At 68.0% G+C, this 18,934-nt stretch carries 18 protein-coding genes; 11 read left to right on the top strand and 7 right to left on the bottom strand.

Features of this window, described 5'->3' with window-relative positions:
• Positions 1 to 11 precede the first annotated feature (11 nt).
• The gene (locus tag BMY35_RS16325; protein WP_093200924.1) at positions 12 to 1,085 is read left to right on the top strand and encodes a DUF4241 domain-containing protein; all 1,074 of its coding nucleotides are present in this window, start codon (positions 12 to 14) and stop codon (positions 1,083 to 1,085) included.
• Between the two features lie 4 nt (positions 1,086 to 1,089).
• Here the strand turns inward: BMY35_RS16325 and BMY35_RS16320 are convergent, their stop codons facing one another.
• The gene (locus BMY35_RS16320) at positions 1,090 to 2,259 is read right to left on the bottom strand and encodes a pyridoxal phosphate-dependent aminotransferase (protein WP_093200921.1); all 1,170 of its coding nucleotides are present in this window, start codon (positions 2,257 to 2,259) and stop codon (positions 1,090 to 1,092) included.
• A 33-nt stretch (positions 2,260 to 2,292) separates the two neighbouring features.
• The gene (locus tag BMY35_RS16315) at positions 2,293 to 3,252 is read right to left on the bottom strand and encodes a LysR family transcriptional regulator (protein WP_093200918.1); all 960 of its coding nucleotides are present in this window, start codon (positions 3,250 to 3,252) and stop codon (positions 2,293 to 2,295) included.
• A gap of 153 nt (positions 3,253 to 3,405) precedes the next feature.
• Between BMY35_RS16315 and BMY35_RS16310 the strand changes: the two genes are divergently transcribed.
• Genes BMY35_RS16310 through mmsB form a run of 4 tightly spaced genes read left to right on the top strand, consistent with a single transcriptional unit; the run spans position 3,406 to position 8,180 of the window.
• Positions 3,406 to 4,929, top strand: a complete 1,524-nt coding sequence (locus BMY35_RS16310) for a CoA-acylating methylmalonate-semialdehyde dehydrogenase (protein WP_093200916.1) — start codon at positions 3,406 to 3,408, stop codon at positions 4,927 to 4,929.
• 12 nt (positions 4,930 to 4,941) lie between these two features.
• Positions 4,942 to 6,096: an acyl-CoA dehydrogenase family protein gene (locus BMY35_RS16305; RefSeq protein ID WP_093200913.1), complete on the top strand. Its 1,155-nt coding sequence runs from the start codon at positions 4,942 to 4,944 to the stop codon at positions 6,094 to 6,096.
• Between the two features lie 28 nt (positions 6,097 to 6,124).
• Positions 6,125 to 7,240, top strand: coding sequence for an enoyl-CoA hydratase/isomerase family protein (locus BMY35_RS16300; protein ID WP_093200911.1), 1,116 nt, complete (start codon positions 6,125 to 6,127; stop codon positions 7,238 to 7,240).
• Between the two features lie 40 nt (positions 7,241 to 7,280).
• Complete coding sequence (mmsB, locus tag BMY35_RS16295; RefSeq protein WP_093200908.1) at positions 7,281 to 8,180, top strand: 3-hydroxyisobutyrate dehydrogenase; 900 nt, start codon at positions 7,281 to 7,283, stop codon at positions 8,178 to 8,180.
• Positions 8,181 to 8,210: 30 nt separating this feature from the next.
• Here mmsB and BMY35_RS38310 read toward each other — a convergent pair whose 3' ends face one another.
• Both BMY35_RS38310 and BMY35_RS16290 read right to left on the bottom strand, forming a co-directional pair.
• Positions 8,211 to 8,372, bottom strand: coding sequence for a hypothetical protein (locus BMY35_RS38310; protein ID WP_176947600.1), 162 nt, complete (start codon positions 8,370 to 8,372; stop codon positions 8,211 to 8,213).
• Positions 8,344 to 9,654 carry an MFS transporter gene (locus tag BMY35_RS16290; protein ID WP_093200906.1) on the bottom strand — a complete coding sequence of 437 codons (1,311 nt, stop codon included), beginning with the start codon at positions 9,652 to 9,654 and terminating at the stop codon, positions 8,344 to 8,346. Before BMY35_RS16290 ends, BMY35_RS38310 begins: the two co-directional genes overlap by 29 nt.
• Positions 9,655 to 9,805: 151 nt before the next feature.
• On the opposite strand from BMY35_RS16290, the gene gcvA reads away from it, so the two are divergent.
• Positions 9,806 to 10,795 carry a transcriptional regulator GcvA gene (gene gcvA / locus BMY35_RS16285; protein ID WP_093200903.1) on the top strand — a complete coding sequence of 330 codons (990 nt, stop codon included), beginning with the start codon at positions 9,806 to 9,808 and terminating at the stop codon, positions 10,793 to 10,795.
• Here gcvA and BMY35_RS16280 read toward each other — a convergent pair.
• Entirely contained in the window at positions 10,696 to 11,136 is a 441-nt protein-coding gene (locus BMY35_RS16280; RefSeq protein WP_093200901.1) for a hypothetical protein, read from the bottom strand. The two genes, gcvA and BMY35_RS16280, sit on opposite strands and share 100 nt — an antisense overlap.
• 57 nt (positions 11,137 to 11,193) lie before the next feature.
• Positions 11,194 to 12,120: a LysR family transcriptional regulator gene (locus BMY35_RS16275; protein ID WP_093200898.1), complete on the bottom strand. Its 927-nt coding sequence runs from the start codon at positions 12,118 to 12,120 to the stop codon at positions 11,194 to 11,196.
• Between the two features lie 101 nt (positions 12,121 to 12,221).
• On the opposite strand from BMY35_RS16275, the gene metE reads away from it, so the two are divergent.
• The 5 genes from metE to BMY35_RS16250 all read left to right on the top strand — a co-directional run bounded on the left by metE (position 12,222) and on the right by BMY35_RS16250 (position 18,214).
• Positions 12,222 to 14,567: a 5-methyltetrahydropteroyltriglutamate--homocysteine S-methyltransferase gene (gene metE, locus BMY35_RS16270; protein ID WP_093200896.1), complete on the top strand. Its 2,346-nt coding sequence runs from the start codon at positions 12,222 to 12,224 to the stop codon at positions 14,565 to 14,567.
• A 51-nt stretch (positions 14,568 to 14,618) separates the two neighbouring features.
• Positions 14,619 to 15,473, top strand: a complete 855-nt coding sequence (locus BMY35_RS16265) for a hypothetical protein (protein WP_093200893.1) — start codon at positions 14,619 to 14,621, stop codon at positions 15,471 to 15,473.
• A gap of 141 nt (positions 15,474 to 15,614) precedes the next feature.
• Entirely contained in the window at positions 15,615 to 16,598 is a 984-nt protein-coding gene (locus BMY35_RS16260) for a tripartite tricarboxylate transporter substrate binding protein (RefSeq protein ID WP_093200890.1), read from the top strand.
• Between the two features lie 41 nt (positions 16,599 to 16,639).
• Entirely contained in the window at positions 16,640 to 17,608 is a 969-nt protein-coding gene (locus BMY35_RS16255) for a Bug family tripartite tricarboxylate transporter substrate binding protein (RefSeq protein WP_093200888.1), read from the top strand.
• A 252-nt stretch (positions 17,609 to 17,860) separates the two neighbouring features.
• Entirely contained in the window at positions 17,861 to 18,214 is a 354-nt protein-coding gene (locus BMY35_RS16250) for an alpha/beta hydrolase (protein WP_093200885.1), read from the top strand.
• Positions 18,215 to 18,300: 86 nt separating this feature from the next.
• Here BMY35_RS16250 and BMY35_RS16245 read toward each other — a convergent pair whose 3' ends face one another.
• On the bottom strand, positions 18,301 to 18,885 hold the full coding sequence (locus BMY35_RS16245) for a DNA-3-methyladenine glycosylase I (protein ID WP_093200882.1): 585 nt from the start codon (positions 18,883 to 18,885) through the stop codon (positions 18,301 to 18,303).
• Positions 18,886 to 18,934: the final 49 nt, after the last annotated feature.

Here is an 18,934-nt window from a genome sequence, read left to right as displayed (position 1 = left end):
ACACTGCGCGCATGGCCTACCTCGACCTCGACAACCTTCGCACCATTTTTCTCGACGAAGAGGCGCTGCGCGTGCGACGCCTGCAGCGGCAGCCCTGTGGGTCGCTCCATGTCACCAGCGGCCGCATCGTGGCCTGCGATCCGCTGGTGCAGCCCGAGCGCCAGCCCTTCGTTCGCAGCGTGAGCGGTCGCGGCGCCTTCGCCGCGGAGGTGCTGGAACATGAAGGCCGTCATGCCCTGGCGGTGCTCTGGCTGCGCGAGCGCGGTGGACTGGAGCCTGCAAACCTGCGGTGGGAGCCCGCACTGCTCGACGGGCAGTCGCAGGACGACCTGGGCGACGACGAGTTCTACGGTTACCCGGTCGATGCCGGCGTCGGCTGCTTCATGGATGCCGACTGCGCGGCGGCCATCGCCGAGCGCGAGGCGCGCGAGTCAGCGGCCAACCCCGACTACGTCAGCTACTACGACGACGTACTCGACGAGGAGCTGGGCTCCAAGGACATGGCGAATCACTATCCCCTGGGCGAGGGCTGCGCGAACAACGTGCTGATCTTCAGCTCGGGCTGGGGTGACGGCAGCTATCCGAGCTTCTGGGCGCTCGACGCCGCCGGCGAGCCGGTGGCGCTGGTGACCGACTTCATGACGATGCACGGCGGCGATGCGCGCAGCGAGGACGACAAGCGCGACGACGCCTACGCGGCGAGCCTGTCGCCCGAAAGGCTCGCGGCGCTCGAAGCCCTTGGAGCCGCGGCGATCAAGGGAGATGCGGCCACGATCAGATCCCTGCTCGACGGTGGACTCGCGGGGCCGAACGACATCATTCCGTCGCTCGGCGAAACCGCGCTTCTCAGCGCAATCCGCATGAACCAGCTCGAAGCCTTGCGTGTGCTGCTGGGCACCGCACCATGTCCCGCCATGCCCGAGCAACTGCGCATCGAAGGCGAGGCGGAAAGCTACCTGGCCTTTGCACGATGGCTCAGGAAGCCGCGGGTGCCAGGGCTGGTCGAACTGCTCGAACAGTCCGAGGCCGTGGCTCCCGCCGAACCGGCAGCCGGCAAGAGCTTCCTGAAACGCCTCTTCTCATGAGCCGCTAGGCGCCCAGCGCGGCCCGCACCTTGTCTCCCAGCCCGCGCAGCCGTTCCACCGGCTCGTTGGAGAACACGAAGCGCAGGTACTGCGCCCCATGCGTCTCGCCCCAGCCCTTCATCGCGGTGGCGCAGACGCGGTGCTTCAGCAGGCGTTCCGACAGCGTTTGTCCGTCGATGCCGAAGTCGCTCGTGCGCAGCAGCAGCGACCAGCCGCCGCCCGGCACGCCGACCGGCAGGCCCCTGAGTTCGTCGAGGAGCGTGTCGCGCCGCCGTTCCAGTTCGGCCACGTAGGGTGCGAGCGTGCGGGGCGATTGCTCCAGCGCCGTAGCCACAGCATCCTGCGCGATGCCGACGGGCACCACCACGTTGGCCAGCGAGACGGCCACGAGGTCGGGCATGTAGCTCTCGGGCGCCACGGTCCAGCCCACGCGCCAGCCGATCATGCGCAGTTCCTTGGCCGATGAGCCCACGGTGATGGTGCGCTCCGCCATGCCGGGCAGGCCCGCAGGGTGGATGAGCTTGCGGCCATCGAAGAGCAGGCGTTCCATGGCGCTGTCGAGGATCAGCGTGAGATCCTGCTGGACGCACAGCGCCGCGATGGCGCGCCAGTCGTCCTCGTCGAAGCAGCCGCCCGTGGGCATCGACGGCGACATCAGCAGCATCGTGCGCACGCGCGGGCCGACGGCGGCCTGCAGTGCGGCGCGGTCGAGCTTCCATTCGCCGCCGGGCGTGAATCCGAAGGGCACGTACTTCGGCGTGCCGCCCGCTAGCCGGATGCGGTTGAGCAGGCCGGCGTAGGTCGGATCGGTCACCAGCACTTCGTCGCCCACCTCGACCGTGGCGAGCAGCGCGTTGAGGATGCCCGAGAGCCCACCCGCCGAGATCACGCAGTTGCGCGCGCCGCTGTACTCCACGCCCGACAGCGCCGACACATGGCGCGCCGCCACGTCGCGCAGGCGCGACTGGCCGACGAAGGGCAGGTAGCTGTTGTCCGGGTCGAACGAAGCGGCGTGCACGGTGCGTGCGACGGCTTCCGCGTCGGGCGGAATGTCGACGTCGAGGTTCTCGAGCCGCAGGAATGGCGGCCCATCCGCGTCGTCGGCGATGGCGCCCATGCGGTCGACGCCGATGCCGGCGATGTGTTCCAGGCGGGCGGGGCGATGGCGTGGCATGGGCGTGTCTCCGTGTCGGGCTTCCGTGGCTTGTCAGGGGGATGGCTTGCGCGGGCGGGCGGGTCGTTGCGAGGCGCCGCTCGCGTCATTCTCTTCGCCGGGCGGCGTCAGCAGCAACAGCGGCTGCCGCTCCTGCACCGTCTCGCGCAGGAAGCTCCACACCGCCTGCATGCGCGCGAGGTGCTTGGTCTCCGCCGGCATCGACATCCAGAAGGTCCGCGTGAAATTTGCCTGCCCCGGCAGCACGGGGCGCAGCGCGGCGTCGTGTTCGGCGATGAAGGCCGGCAGCACCGCGATGCCCGCGCCTGCCGCCACGGCGCTGTGCTGCGCGAGCACGCTGGTGCTGCGCAGCGCGAAGGCGTCGGGGCGGTGCAGCTCGTCGAGGTACTGCAGTTCCTTGCTGAAGAGCAGGTCGTCCACGTAGCTGATGAAGGTGTGGCCGCGCAGGTCCTCGCGCGTGCGGATGGGCTTGTGCGCCGACAGGTACTGCTTCGACGCGTAGAGCCGCAGCGTGTAGTCGGTGAGCTTGGCGACCACCACCGGGCCGCGTGCCGGGCGTTCGAGCGAGATCACGATGTCGGCCTCGCGCCGCGACAGGTGCACCAGCCGGGGCATCGCGAGCAGGTCGATGGTGAGCTTCGGGTGCCGCACCGCGAACAGCGCCAGTTGCGGCGCCAGCACCACCGTGCCGAAGCCTTCGGTGGCGCCGATGCGCACCAGTCCCGAGAGGCCTTCCTGCGAGGCGGGCGCGGTGCTTTCCACCGCCTGGAACGCACTCTCCATTGCCTCGACCTGCGGTTGCAGCCGCCGGCCCGCCTCGGTGAGCCGGTGGCCGCCTGCCTCGCGCGAGAAAAGCGGGGCACCGACTTCCTTCTCCAACGCCTGGATGCGGCGCGCCACGGTGGTGTGGTCCACCTCGAGCCGGCGCGCCGCGCTCATCAGCGTGCCCGAGCGGGCGAGCTCCAGAAAGTACCGCAGGTTGTCCCAGTCCATGTGCCTTCGTTTCCCCGATTCCGGGCTCTGCATTTTTGCAAAGCCGCCGCGCATATTTGTCTATTGTCATGGCAAATCTGCAAAGCTAGGATGCATGACCGAACCGGCAATGCCGGGCGCCCGATTTCACAGGATTCACAGGAGACAAACCCCATGGACGCCACCACCACGCCCTCGACCCAGGTCGCCACCGTCAAGCTGCTGATCGGCGGCAAGCTGGTCGAATCGAAGACCACCGAATGGCGCGACGTCGTCAACCCGGCCACGCAGGAAGTGCTGGCGCGCGTGCCCTTCGCCACGCAGGCCGAACTCGACGCCGCGGTCGCTTCCGCGAAAGAAGCCTTCAAGACCTGGCGCAAGACGCCCATCGGCGCCCGCGCTCGCATCTTCCTGAAGCTGCAGCAGCTCATCCGCGAGAACATGGGCGAGCTCGCCGCCATCCTCACGGCCGAGCAGGGCAAGACGCTACCGGACGCCGAAGGAGACGTGTTCCGCGGCCTCGAAGTGGTCGAGCATGCCTCGAACATCGGCAACCTGCAGCTCGGCGAGCTGGCCAACAACGTGGCCACCGGCGTCGACACCTACACGCTGCTGCAGCCGCTGGGCGTGTGCGCCGGCATCACGCCGTTCAACTTCCCGGCCATGATCCCGCTGTGGATGTTCCCGATGGCCATCGTCACCGGCAACACCTTCGTGCTGAAGCCCTCCGAACAGGACCCGATGGTCACCATGCGCCTGTGCGAGCTGGCGCTCGAAGCCGGCGTTCCGCCCGGCGTGCTGAACGTGGTGCACGGCGGTGAAGCAGTCGTCAACGGCATCTGCGATCACAAGGACATCAAGGCGATCAGCTTCGTCGGCTCCACCAAGGTCGGCACGCATGTCTACAACCGCGCCACGCTGGCCGGCAAGCGCGTGCAATGCATGATGGGCGCGAAGAACCACGCCATCGTGATGCCCGACGCCAACAAGGAGCAGACGCTCAACGCGCTGGCCGGCGCGAGCTTCGGCGCCGCGGGCCAGCGCTGCATGGCGGTGTCGGTGGCCGTGCTGGTCGGCGAGGCGCGCAACTGGGTGCCCGAACTCATCGAGAAGGCGAAGACGCTGAAGGTCGGCGCCGGCACGGAGAAGGGCGTGGACGTGGGCCCGCTGGTCTCGTGCGCAGCCTACGACCGCGTGAGCAGCCTGATCGAACGCGGCGAGGCCGACGGCGCCAAGCTGGTGCTCGACGGCCGCAAGCCCACCGTGCCCGGCTACGAGAAGGGCAACTTCGTCGGCCCGACGATCTTCACCGGCGTGAAGCCCGGCATGACGATCTACGACCAGGAAATCTTCGGCCCCGTGCTTTGCGTTGCCGATGCCGAGAACATCGACGAGGCCATCGAGCTGATCAACAGCAACCCGAACGGCAACGGCACGGCGATCTTCACGCAGTCGGGCGCGGCGGCGCGCCGCTTCCAGGAAGACATCGACGTGGGCCAGGTGGGCATCAACGTCCCGATTCCTGTGCCGGTTCCGATGTTCTCGTTCACCGGCTCGCGCGCTTCGAAGCTCGGCGACCTGGGCCCGTACGGCAAGCAGGTCGTGCTGTTCTACACGCAGACCAAGACGGTGACGGCGCGCTGGTTCGACGACAGCACCGTGTCGCACGGCGTCAACACCACGATCAGCCTCAAGTAAGAAGTCCGGCGGATGGACTTCGAACTTTCCGAGGAACAGCGCGCCTTCGCAGAGACGGCGCGCGACTTTGCACAGGCCGAGTTCGCGCCGCATGCGGCGCAGTGGGACGCGGAAGCCATCTTCCCGAGGGAGGCGATCGCCAAGGCCGGCGAACTCGGCTTCTGCGGCCTGTATGCGCCCGAGCGCATCGGCGGCCTCGGCCTGCCGCGGCTCGACTCCGCGCTGGTGTTCGAGGAGATGGCGGCGGTCGACCCTTCGACCACCGCTTTCATCACTATCCACAACATGGCGACGTGGATGCTCGGCACCTGGGCCACCGACGAGGTGGCGAAGCAGTGGGGCGAGGACCTGACGAGCGGTCGCAAGCTCGCGTCGTATTGCCTCACCGAGCCCGGCGCCGGATCGGATGCGGGTTCGCTCAAGACGCGCGCCGAGCTGCAGGGCGCCGAGTACGTCATCAACGGCGGCAAGGCCTTCATCTCGGGCGCGGGCTCGACCGACGTGCTGGTGCTGATGGCGCGCACTGGCGGCGCGGGCGCGAGCGGCATCTCGGCCTTCGCGGTACCGGCCGACGCGCCGAGCATCAGCTATGGCAAGAAGGAACACAAGATGGGCTGGAACAGCCAGCCGACGCGCACCATCAACTTCGACAACGTGCGCATTCCCGCGCAGAACCTGCTGGGCAAGGAGGGCGAGGGCTTCCGCATCGCCATGAAGGGGCTGGACGGCGGGCGCATCAACATCGCGACCTGCTCGGTGGGCGCGGCGCAGGGCGCGCTCGACGCGGCGCGACGCTACCTGCACGAGCGCCAGCAGTTCGGCAAGCCGCTCGCGAGCTTCCAGGCGCTGCAGTTCAAGCTGGCCGACATGGCGACAGAACTCGTCGCGGCGCGGCAGATGGTGCGGCTCGCGGCTTCCAAGCTCGACGCCGGCCATGCCGACGCCAGCACCTATTGCGCGATGGCCAAGCGCTTCGCGACCGATGCGGGCTTCAACGTCTGCAACGATGCGCTGCAGCTGCACGGCGGCTACGGCTACCTGGGCGAGTTCCCGCTGGAGCGCCTGGTGCGCGACACGCGCGTGCACCAGATCCTCGAAGGCACGAACGAGATCATGCGCGTGATCGTTGCGCGAAAATTGCTGGAAGGGGACAGCGACATCCGCTGAAGCCCCGCATCCGGAACCTCTCAAGACAATGACAGACAACGTAGTTCTCTTCGACGAAATCAAGACCGCCGGCGGCCAGCGCTTCGCAGTGGCCACGCTCAACGCACCGGCTTCGCTCAATGCGCTGTCGGTGGACATGGTGCGCCTGCTCACGCCCAAGCTGCGCGAATGGGCCAATGACGCCGGCATCGTCGGCGTGCTGCTGCAGGCCGCGGGCGAGAAGGCCTTCTGCGCCGGCGGCGACCTGCGCCAGCTCTACCAGACGCTGCTCGACTGCGGCCCCGCGCGCAACACCTACGCGGAGGACTTCTTCCGCGAGGAGTACGAGCTCGACTACCTGATCCACACCTTCCCGAAGCCCTTCCTGTGCTGGGGCCACGGCATCGTGATGGGTGGCGGCGTGGGCCTGCTGGCCGGCGCCTCGCATCGCGTGATGACGCTGCAGAGCCGCATCGCCATGCCCGAAATCAACATCGGCCTGTACCCCGACGTGGGCGGCAGCTGGTTCCTGCGCCGCACGCCTGGCCGCACGGGGCTGTTCCTGGCGCTCACCGCCGCGAACATCAACGCGGCCGACACCATCTTCTGCGGGCTGGCCGATGTGCTGGTGCCGCAGGAGCGCAAGGGCGAGGTGCTCGAAGCCATCGCCGCGACGCAGTGGGCGGGCGAGCAGAAGGCCGACCGTGCCACGCTGTCGCGCATCCTCGCCAAGGCGGGCGAAGGCACCGAAATGCCCGCCTCGAAGGTGCGCGAGCACTACGACACCATCAACGCCCTGATGGCCGGCGACGACCTGCTCGACATCGCGAAGCGCCTGAGCGAGCTGCAGAGCGACGACGCATGGCTGCAGACCGCCGCCAAGACCTTCGCCAAGGGCGCGCCGAGCTCGGCCGCGCTGAGCTTCGAGCTGTGGCAGCGCGTGTTGCGCATGTCGCTGGCCGAGGTGTTCCGCCTCGAGTACTGGGCCTCGCTGGGCTTCTGCGCGCACAAGGACTTCGCCGAGGGCATCCGCGCGGTGCTGGTCGACAAGGACCGCAACCCGCGCTGGAACCCGGCCACGCTCGAGGAGATCACGCCAGCCTTCATCGAAGACCACCTGCGTCCGCGCGGCGAGATGCCGGCCGAGCTGGCGTCGCTGGCCTGACCCTCACTACTTCCTGCACAGAACAACGGAGACAAGACACATGAAGATCGCATTCATCGGCCTGGGCAACATGGGCGGCCCGATGGCCATGAACCTGCACAAGGCAGGCCATACGCTCAGCGCCTTCGACCTCTCGGCCGAGGCCTGCAAGAAGTTCGGCGCCGATGGCCTGCCCATTGCGAAGTCGGCGGCGGAAGCGGCGGCCGATGCCGAGGTCGTCATCAGCATGCTGCCGGCCAGCGCGCACGTCGAGGGCCTGTTCCTGGGCGGTGCCGGCAAGCCCGGCCTGCTCGACAGCATTCGCGCCGGCACGCTGGTGATCGACAGCAGCACCATCGCGGCGGCCACGTCGCGCAAGGTGGCCGAGGCCGCCGCGGCCAAGGGCATCGCGATGATCGATGCGCCCGTTTCGGGCGGCACCGGCGGCGCCATCGCCGGCACGCTGACCTTCATGGTCGGCGGCGAGACGCAGGACCTCGAGCGCGCCCGTCCGGTGCTCGAGAAGATGGGCGCCAACATCTTCCATGCCGGAGCGGCCGGAGCGGGGCAGACCGCGAAGATCTGCAACAACATGCTGCTCGGCATCCTGATGATCGGCACCTCCGAGGCGCTGGCGCTGGGCGTGGCCAACGGGCTCGATCCGAAGGTGCTGTCGGAGATCATGCGCCGCAGCTCGGGCGGCAATTGGGCGCTCGAGAAGTACAACCCGATGCCGGGCGTGATGGAAACCTCGCCCGCCTCGAAGAACTATGCCGGCGGCTTCGGCACCGACCTGATGCTCAAGGACCTGGGGCTGGCCCAGGAAAACGCAACCGCCGTGCGCGCGGCCACGCCGCTGGGCGGGCTGGCACGCAGCCTGTACGCGGCCCACAGCCTCGCGGGCCATGGCGCGCTCGATTTCTCGAGCGTGCTGAAGCTGGTGCAGAAGAAGGCGCCCTGAACCAGGCGTCGAGCCGGGCGCCGGTGGCGGTCAGCCGTAGCGAGACTGCACGGCCCACAGCAGGCCGATCACCACCACGAACAACACGGCGAAAAGAACCCAGGCGCGCATGATCGCCTGGTTCTCCGTGATCTCGACAGGGGCCGCCGACACGGGTGGCGGGCTAGAAGCGGCGGGCTGTGCTTGGGTCATGCGGCACTGTACTCCGCGCCGGGCCCGCCGTGGCAGGCTTTGCAGGGGCGAAAGCATCCGCCCGCGACATCGTCCACATGATGGCTGCCGCCACCAGGTTGGCTCCCACGCTGAACAGGATCGGCAGCAGGTAGCTGCGGCTGAGGTCGAAGGCGTAGCCCGCCGCGGCCGGGCCGACCAGCGTGCCGAAGGCCACGCTGGTGTAGAGCACGCCGATGATCGCGCTGATGTTTCGCCCGCCGAAGTAGTCCATGACCAGTGCCGGCAGCAGCGCGACGAAGCCGCCGTAGAACGCGCCGTAGAAGAAGGCGAACACCGCCAGTCCCCAGAAGCCGCTGGACGCGGCCCACACGAGCAGCGACAGCGCCATGCCGGTCGACATCAGCAGCATGGTCTGCGCGCGGCCCATGCGGTCGGCCAGCCCGCCAAGGAAGAAGCGCCCGGCCGTGCTGCCCACGCCGATGGCGCCCAGCAGCAGCACCGCCGAGCCGCCGGGCACGCCATGGTCCAGCGCATAGGGCACGAGATGCACGAAGGGCACGAAGAGGCCGAACGAGCTGATGAGGCAGGCCACGTAGAGGCCGGCGAAGCGGCGCGAGCGGACTGCGTCGCGTACCGCGAAGCCCTCGGGCCTGGCCGATGCGGCCAGAGGCTGCGGCGGGTCGCCGTCGGGGCCCAGTCCGCGATCGCGCGGGTCGTTCTCGATCAAGAGCGACATGCCTACGCCCACCACCACGGCCAGGATGCCGAGCGCCAGGTAGGCGTGGCGCCAGCCCAGCGTCTCGATGAAGAGCGATGCCAGCGGCGGCATCACCAGCGTGCCCACGCCGATCCCGCTCACGGCCAGCCCCGAGGCGAAGCCGCGCCGCCTGACGAACCAGCGCTGCACCGCGCCGAGCACCGGCACGTATGAGGCGCCCACTCCCAGCCCGACGCCCAGCCCGTAGGCGAGATAGATCTGCGTCAGGCTGCGCGCCTGCCCCGCGAGCGCCAGGCCCAGCCCGACCAGCACCATGCCGGCGACGGCCAGCCTCCGCGAGCCCCAGCGGTCGGCCAGCGGCCCGCTGAGCACGCCGAGGCCGAAGTAGAGAAAGCCCGCCAGCGAGAACACCAGCGAAACCGAGCCGCGCGAGGCGCCGAAGTCCTTCTGCAGCGATTCGAGAAAGGCGCTGAAGGTGTAGGCGCAGCCGAAGCCCACGAAAGTCACGGCGAAGGCGCCCGCGACCACCAGCCAGCCGCGGAAGAGGCCAGCGCCTTGCGATGGAGAAGGGGTATTCGTCATGCGGATCTCTGGATCAAAATATCTAAGGCTGTGGAGCCGGGTGTTCGAGGCAAGAGGCTTCTTTCCGGCAATGCCGAGGCAGATGTTCCCGCTTCGCGGTCTTCACGGCAAACCAGAATTTCTGCCTTATTCAGATCAGATTGGCTAAACCATGGAACACCAGCTTCCACCGCTCAACGCGCTGCGCGCCTTCGAGGCCACCGCCCGCCATCTCTCGGTGAAGAACGCGGCGGACGAACTCTGCGTGACCCCCGGGGCTGTGAGCCAGCTCGTCAAGACGCTCGAGCTGCATCTGGGCGTGCAGCTGTTTCGCCGCGTCAACCGAGGCATCTTCCTGACCGATGCGGGCCAGGCCTACCTGCCGCCCGTGCGCAATGCATTCAGGCAGATCAGCGACGCCACGCAGAAGCTGGCCGTGCCGGCCGAGAGCGGCCTTCTCACCGTGAGCACCACGCCGTTCTTCGCCTCCGCCTGGCTGGTGCCGCGCCTCAAGTCCTTCCAGGAGGCGCATCCCGACATCGACCTGCAGGTGCAGGCCGGCAACACGCTGGCCGACTTCGCGCGCGACGGCGTGGACGTCGCAATCCGCCACGGCACGGGCCAGTACCCCGGGCTCGCCAGCCAGCTCGTGCTGACGGTCGAGATGGTGCCCGTCGCCTCGCCCGAGCTGGCGGCCGAGCTGGGCAAGCCCGCGAGGCCGGCCGACCTGCTGCGCTGGCCGCGCGTGAACGACGCGCAGCGCAAGGGCTGGCGCCTCTGGTTTGCCGCTCAGGGCGTGGCCGACTCCGGCCCGGCCCGAGGGCCGTCATTCGACGATGCGGGGCTGCTGCTTGGCGCCGTGCAGGCGGGGCAGGGCGTGGGCCTGCTGCCGGCGGCGCTGGTGGCGGACGACGTCGCCGCGGGCCGGCTGGTCAGGCTCTTCAAGGCCGCATGGATCGATGGCTTCGCCTACTACCTCGTGTACCCGCAGGCCAGCCACGACCGCCCGAAGTTGGCCGCCTTTCGTGCCTGGATCGGCGAGGCGATGCGTGGCGGTGGCGGTCAGACCGCGGCGAGAAAGGCGTCGGCGTCTCCGCCTTCGCACTTCCAGTCGGCGAAGACGCCGACGAGGCTGCAGCTGGTGCAGCGGCAGCCGAGGTAGTACCAGCGCACGTCGTTGCTGTCGGTGTAGAGCGCCACTCCTGACAGCAGCTCGAAGGTCTCCTCTCCGCAGACGCATTCGTGGCCCTCGAGCTCGGCCTCGTCCGCGTACTCGGCGCTGTCGCCCATCAGGTGCACGCTGCCGCAGGCGGTGCAGGTGCGCCGTGCCGCGCCTGCTTCCTCGTCGCTTTCGAGCCTGAACGAGCGATGGCCGCAGGTGCATGCCGACGCGGCGAAGCGCGTGGCGACATAGGCGTTTGACTTGCTGTAGCGCTGCACCTCGACTTGCGTGTCTTCGGGGCCGTCGCCGTACCAGTAGCGGCCTTTCTTCCTCAGAGCCATGCGGTTCTTCCTCTGTGTTCCTCGGGTGGGTGTGCGGGCGATTCTGCTGCGCCTGCGCTACAGCAGCTCGATGCCCGGGAGGCTCTTGAAGCAGCTCTCGCGCGTGATGCGCACGAAGTCGGCGAGCCATGGCTGTGCGGACGTGCCTTGCGTGCACGCCATGTAGAGCCGCCCGGTCAGCCCCTTGCTGCCCACGCGGCGCGCCGTGACGTAGCCGCGGTCGAGGTAGTTCTGCACCGCCCACAGAGGCAGCGTCGCCACGCCGCGTCCGCTCGCCACCAGCTGCAGCATTGCCACCGTGAGCTCGGTGGTGCGGCGGTGCGCGGGCTCCACGCCCGCGGGGCCGAGCACCTGGCGCACGATGTCGAGCATGTCGTCGGGCACCGGGTAGGTGATGAGCGTCTGGTCGGTGAAGTGCCGTGCCGTGAGGTATGCCTTGGCCGTCAGCGGATGGTCGTTGGCCAGCAGCGCCATGATCTCGAAGCGAAACAGCGCGTGGTAGTCCACGGTTTCGCCGGGGTCCTGCTCGGACACGATGGCCACCTCGGCGCGGTTCTGCATCACCAGTGCGATGGGGTCGGGGTGGAAGCCCGAGACGATGTCGAGTTCGATCTCCGGCCAGCGCTGGCGGAAGGCGTCCATGGCCGGCATCAGCCAGTCGAAGCAGGTGTGGCACTCGACCACGATGCGCAGCTGGCCGCTGCGTCCCAGCGCGAGCCGCGCCACGTCGCGCTCGGCTTCCTCGACCAGCGGCAAGGCGGCGTCGGCCAGCTGCAGCAGGCGCAGACCGGTGGTGCTGAATTGCGGCGGCACCGACTTGCGCTCGAAGAGCTGCGCGCCATAGCGGTCTTCGAGCAGCTTGATCTGGTGCGACAGCGCCGACTGCGTGAGGTTGAGGAGTTGAGCCGCGCGCACGAGGCTGCCGGTGTCGCGCAGAGCGATGAGCGTGCGCAGGTGGCGAATTTCAAGAATCGATTGCTGCATGAAAAATATTCAATCGAATGGGCAAAAGGTTTCGTTTGAATCATATGCCTCAAACGCCGACCATCGCTGGTTTCCAAGATCAGCGACCGGATTACCTGCAAATGACCACCCGTACCCACACCCTCGGCTTTCCGCGCATGGGCGCCCACCGGGAACTCAAGTTCGCCCTCGAGAAGCACTGGCGCGGCGAGATCGACCGCGCCGCGCTCGAAGCGGTCGGCGAGCAGTTGCGCGCCCGCCACTGGCAGGCCCAGCGCGATGCGGGGCTCGACTTCGTGACTGTGGGTGACTTCGCCTACTACGACCACGTGGCCAACCACATCCAGCTGCTCGGCTGCGAGCCGGAGCGCTTCGGTTTCCATGGCGACGAATCCGAACTTTCGCGCTACTTCAAGATGGCGCGCGGCGTGGAGAGCGAGGTCGGCCATGTGCACGACGAGAGCTGCAATCACGGCGCCGAAGGCACCTTCGCGCTGGAGATGACCAAGTGGTTCGACACCAATTACCACTACCTCGTGCCCGAGTTCAAGGCGGCCACGCAGTTCAGGCTCGCGTCGACGCGCCTCTTCGATGAAGTGGCGCAGGCGCAGCAGGCCGGCCACCCCGTCAAGGCGGTGCTGCTGGGGCCGCTGAGCTTCCTGTACCTGGGCAAGGAAAAGGAAGCCGGTTTCGACCGCTTCTCGCTGCTCGATGCGTTGCTGCCGGTGTACGAGCAGGTGCTCACGCGGCTGAAGCAGCAGGGCGTGGAATGGGTTCAGATCGACGAACCCATCCTCGGCCTCGACCTGCCCGAGGCATGGCGCAATGCCTTCGAGCGTGCCTACTGGCAACTGGCCCGCAGCGCCCCGAAGCTGCTGCTGGCGACGTATTTTTCCGCGCTGTCGGACAACCTGCGCCTGGCCTGCCAGCTGCCGGTGGCCGGCCTGCACGTCGATGCGGTGCGCTCGCCGCAGGAGCTGACCGGCGTGGCCGACTGGCTGCCGGCGCACAAGGTGCTGTCGGTCGGCGTGGTCGATGGTCGCAACATCTGGCGCACAGATGTCGATGCCGCACTGGCCAAGCTCAAGCCCGTGGCGGAGAAGCACAAGGGTGAGCTGTGGATCGCGCCGTCGTGCTCGCTGCTGCACGTGCCTTTCAGCCTCGCGGCGGAGACGAAGCTCGATGCCGAGCTGAAGTCGTGGCTCGCCTTCGCCGTCGAGAAGCTCGACGAATTGCGCGTGCTGCGTGCGGCCGTCGATGGCGACGAAAGCTCGGTCGCTGCCGAGCTGGCAGCCGCCCGCGCCGCGGTGGCGGCACGCCGCGCCAGCCCGCGCGTGCATCGCCCCGACGTGGCCCTGCGCCTTGCGCGCAGCGTGGCCGGCGACGACAGCCGGATCTCGTCCTTCGGGCTGCGCCAACTGGTGCAGCGCACGCGCTTCGCGCTGCCCGCGCTGCCGACCACCACCATCGGCTCGTTCCCGCAGACCGCCGACATCCGCGCCGCGCGCGCCGCATTCAAGCGCGGCGAACTCGACTCGGCCGGCTACAACGAGAAGATGCGCGCCGAGATCGCGCTCGCCGTGCGCAAGCAGGAAGAACTGGGCATCGACGTGCTGGTGCATGGCGAGGCCGAGCGCAACGACATGGTCGAGTACTTCGGCGAGCAGCTCGACGGCTTCGCCTTCACCGCCAACGGCTGGGTGCAGTCGTACGGATCGCGCTGCGTCAAGCCGCCGGTGATCTTCGGCGACGTGGCGCGCCCCGCACCGATGACGGTCGAGTGGACCGCCTACGCGCAAAGCCTCACGAAGCTGCCGATGAAGGGCATGCTGACCGGCCCCGTCACCATCCTGCAGTGGTCCTTCGTGCGCGACGACCAGCCGCGCGCCACCACCTGCGAGCAGATCGCATGGGCGATTCGCGACGAAGTGGTCGACCTCGAAGGCGCGGGCATCGGCATCATCCAGATCGATGAGCCGGCCATTCGCGAAGGGCTGCCGCTGCGTCGCGCCGGATGGCCCGCGTACCTGAAGTCGGCCACGCGGGCCTTCCGCATCAGCGCCTCGGGCGTGCGCGACGAGACGCAGATCCACACCCACATGTGCTATTCGGAGTTCAACGACATCCTGCCGGAGATCGCTGCGATGGACGCCGACGTGATCACCATCGAGACCAGCCGCTCCGACATGGAGCTGCTGCGGGGTTTTGGTGGAGAGAACGATGCGGGCGGCTTCCGCTACCCGAACGAGATCGGCCCGGGCGTGTACGACATCCACTCGCCGCGCGTGCCTTCGGTCGAAGAGATCGTGCGGCTCATGCGCAAGGCCGCCGACGTGGTGCCGCCCGCCAACCTGTGGATCAACCCCGACTGCGGTCTGAAGACCCGCGGCTGGCCCGAGACCGAGGCGGCGCTGTCGAACATGGTGGCGGCGGCGAAGCTGCTGCGCAAGGAATTGGCCCCGGCCTGACGAGGGAGGCGGCGGTGAAGAGGGGAATGCAGCCGTGCCAATAATGGCGCCATGCTTTCCCCGAACCGTCTTTCCCCGTTCCGTTTCCTTCTGTTGCTTTCGGCCTTCCTGGCTCCTTTGTCGGGCTGGGCGCAGAGCCGTGCGGAAGCGCTGCTGCAGTTCGAAGGCGTGCAGCCGCGCTACCAGGCGTCCTACGGGCCCGGTGCCGTCTCGCGCGGTGCGAGGGAGCTGCTGGAGCCCGACGACCAGGCCATCGCCGACAAGGCGCTGAAGGCGCTGGACACGGCCGCGACACGCGCATTCAACACGGCCGCCTCGGTCGCATCCATCCAGCAGGAAGTTGCATCGGCCGGTAACGGCGCAGCCGCACCCAGCCCGCAACTGCTCGCTGCCGTGGCCCGTTTCGTGAAGCTGCGCACCGACTATGCGGCGATGAGCGAAGCCGGCAAGGCGGAGTTCTTCAATCGCGAGCGCGCGAAGCCCGTCGATCCCGCGCGCGCCGAACTGCTCGAACGCATGGCCGTGGCCGACGTGCGCGAGATCGATTTCTCGAGCCAGCTGCTGATGAGCGCCGTGGTCAAGCAGCTGGCGCGCGGCAACGGCGGCCAGTTCAGTTCGCTGCCGGACCGCACGCTCGACATGGCCCTCGACACGCTGTGGTCGCGCGGCGTGACCTCGACCCGCCCGCGCAACCTGATGCTCGTGGCGCGCGAATTCGAGCGACAGGTGACGCAGGCGTTGCTCGCCGCGCTGCCCGATGCCGACGTGGCCGCCTTGCTCGCATGGCGCAACGATCCGCAGGCCGCGGCCGAGCGCGAGGCGCTGGTGGGTACGTACCGCGCCGAGGTCAAGGGCAGTGGCGGCGTGGCGCTGCGCACGCTGATACGCGCCTGGCCGCGCTCCTGAGCGTCGAGGTCGCGGGCGGTCGAAGTCGCTGCTAGGACAAATCCCGAGGCCCAAAACGGGCCCGAGGGCGTGCAATGCTCGGAGCCCTTCACGGGCTTGAGCGGCGCGCGGCTGCGCCCTCAACTTCGGGACAACAACTCCATGAACATCGACCGTCGAAGCTTTGCCGCGCTGGCTCCCGCGTTCGCGTTGGGCGGACTCGTTCCGCGCATCGCACACGCGCAGGCCGGCGCGTTTCCATCCAAGGCCATTCGAATCGTCTGCCCGTTCGCGCCGGGCGGCGGCTCGGACTTCATCGCGAGGCTGACCGCGGCGCGGCTGGCAGAGCGCATCGGGCAGCCCGTGCTGGTCGACAACAGGCCCGGCGCCGGCGGCACGCTCGGCACCGATATCGGCGTGAAGGCCGCACCCGACGGCTACACGCTGCTGCTGGTGGCGGGCAGCTACACGGTGAACCCGGCGCTCTACAAGCTCGGCTTCGATCCGGTGGCTGACATCACGCCGGTGATCCAGCTGTCGCGTGGCGCGTACGTGCTGTGCGTGAACCCGCGCGTCGAGGCCCGCAGCCTGCAGGAGCTGCTGGCGCTCGCGCGCAAGGACCCGGGCAAGCTCACCTTCGCATCGAGCGGTGCGGGTGGGCACCTGCACGTGGTGACCGAGTACATGTTCGAGATGGCGAAGGCCAAGGCCACGCACGTGCCCTACAAGGGCACCGGGCCCGCGGTGAGCGACCTGCTGGCCGGCAACGTCGACATGCTCTTCGCGGGCACCGAGGCGCTGATGCAGCACGTGAAGGCCGGCAAGCTGCGCGCGCTGGCGGTGAGTACCGCGAAGCGGCTGCGGGCGTATCCCGACATTCCGTCTGTTGCCGAGAGCGGCCTGCCCGAGTACGACGTGGTCGCCTGGCACGGCCTTGTGGCGCCGAAGGGGCTGCCGCCGGCCGTGCTCGCGAAGCTCGGCACCGAGCTCAATGCCATGCTGCGTGCCAAGGACGTCGAGGAGCGCCTCGAGCCCACGGGCGTCGGCGCGGCGGGCGGCACGCCGGAAGAGTTCGGTGCGCTGATCCGCGCCGAGATCGTGCGCTATGGCAAGGTGATACGCGAGGCCGGCATCAAGGCCGAATGACGACTCCCCAATCCAACACACAACACACAGGAGAACTCCCCATGCTTTCCACCCGCATTGCTTCGCTCGCCGTCGGACTTGCCGTGTCCGTCCTCGCGCAGGGCGCCGCCGCGCAGGCCTGGCCCACCAAGCCGATCAGGCTCGTCGTTCCCTTTTCCGCCGGCGGTGCCAACGACCTGATGGCGCGTGCGGCGGCCGAAGGGGCGTCGAAACAATTGGGACAACCGGTCGTCGTCGACAACAAGCCCGGCGCCGGCGCGATCCTCGGTGCAGACGTGGTCGCCAAGAGCGCGCCCGACGGCTACACCTTTCTCGTGAGCGCGGCCGGCGTGGTGTCGAACAGCATGATCAAGAAGAGCATGCCGTACAAGGACGATGCGCTGGTGCCCGTGGCCATGATCGGGCTGGCGCCCTCGGTGGTGGTGGTGCCGGCCGATGCACCGTACAAAGACCTGAAGGAGTTCGTCGCCGCGTCGAAGAAGTCGGGCAGCGGCTTCCACTGGGCCACTGCGGGCACGGGCAGCACGCCGCACTTCGTCGAGGGCATCCTGCAGACGAAGTACGGCAGCAAGCTCGACGTGGTGCCCTACAAGAGCGGCTCGGAGTCGATCACGGCCGTGCTCGGCAATCAGGTCGAGGCGACCTCGGAGGCCAGCATCGTGGTGCTGCCTTACGTGAAGAGCGGCAAGCTCAAGGCGCTGGCGGGAACGTGGACGCAGCGCATCTCGGCCTATCCGGAACTGCCGACGGCGGCGGAGGAGGGCTTCCCCGAGATCCGCATCGCCCACTGGGCCGGCGTGCACGCGCCGCGCGGCACTCCCGACGCGATCATGGACAAGATGGCCGCTGCCGTCGACGCGGCGATGAAGTCGCCCGAGATCTCGAAGCGCCTGAAGGACATGGGCATCGAGCCCGTCGGCGGCACGCGCGCGAGCTTCTCGAAGTTCGTCGACGAGGAGCGCGCGCGGCTCGGGAGCGTGGTCAAGGCCACCGGCATGAAGGAAGACTGAGGCAGGGCGCCTAGCACTTTTTTCCGAAAGACAGCGGCTGGCCTGCAAGTTGCTACTTGACGGTCTAGAGGAAAAGTATGCAAACTTCGCGCGTTTTCGACGACTGAAAGGGCACTTGGATTAGCGTTGTCTAAAAGTTCCCGGTCATTGTTTCAATTTCGTGAACACTGCGATTCATTCTTCATAGGGTTTGCCCTAGTGATCGTAGTGCACACTAGCGGCATCAAAAAGCCCAATGAAGAAGGAATTGAAATGAAGACCTCGAACATCCTCGCTGCCGCCGCTCTGTCCCTGCTCGCCGCCGCTGGCGCCCACGCAGAAACCTACGAAGGCGTTCAGCCCCTGACTTCCGGCTACAGCCGCGCCGACGTGGCGCCCCAGGCCGTGGCCGCCGCCCGTGTCGGCAACGCCTATGGCGACAACGAAGGCGCTGCATCGACCGCAACGCCCGCCCTGGCCGCTTCGGTCGATCGCGCCACTGTCCGCAGCCAGGCAGTTGCCGCTGCGCACGCACCGGGCCAGAACCTGCGTCCCGAAACCTTCGCCGGCAGCGTGATCCCCGCGCAAGCCAAGGGCCTGACCTTCACGCGTCAAGCCGGCCTGTAATTCGAAGGCGGCGCAAGCCGCTTTTCATCGAATCACAAGTCACACATCAGGAAAAACCGGACCTGCGAAAGCAGCGTCCGGTTTTTTCATTGGGGCTTCGGTTTGTGTTTCGCCCCGTGCCGGTGGCAGTCGTGCGCATGGTCATCGACAATGCCTGTGGCCTGCATCCACGCGTAGACGATCACCGGCCCGACGAACTTGAAGCCGCGCTTCTTGAGCGCTGCGGAAATGTCCTCCGACAGTGGCGTCTTCACCGGCACGCTGCCCGTGCGGTTCACGATGGGCTTGCCGCCCACCATCCCCCAGATGAATTCCGAGAAGTCCTCGCCCTTGGCCTGCATCTCGAGGTAGGCGCGCGCGTTGCCGATGGTGGCCTCGATCTTCGAGCGCGAGCGCACGATGCCGGCGTCCTGCATCAGCCGCTCGACGTCGGCCTCGGTGAATTTGACGATCTTCTCGGGCACGAAGCCCTTGAAGGCCTTGCGGAAGGCGTCGCGCTTGCGCAGGATGGTGAGCCACGAGAGCCCGGCCTGGAAGCCGTCGAGCATGAGCTTTTCCCACAGCGCGCGGCTGTCCCGCTCGGGCACGCCCCATTCGGCGTCGTGGTAGGCAGCCAGAAGCGGGTCGGTTTGGGCCCAGGCGCAGCGGATCTTGTCGGTGCTGTTGCTCATTGTTCGTTCGATTCTTCGCTCGGCTATCGTCGCGGGATGTTTTCAGAAT

Origin of the sequence: Variovorax sp. YR750, assembly GCF_900109805.1 — a bacterium.
GTDB lineage: Bacteria > Pseudomonadota > Gammaproteobacteria > Burkholderiales > Burkholderiaceae_C > Variovorax > Variovorax gossypii.
The sequence above is the reverse complement of the archived record's forward strand: the minus strand, read 5'-3'. Positions and strand labels throughout refer to the sequence as shown.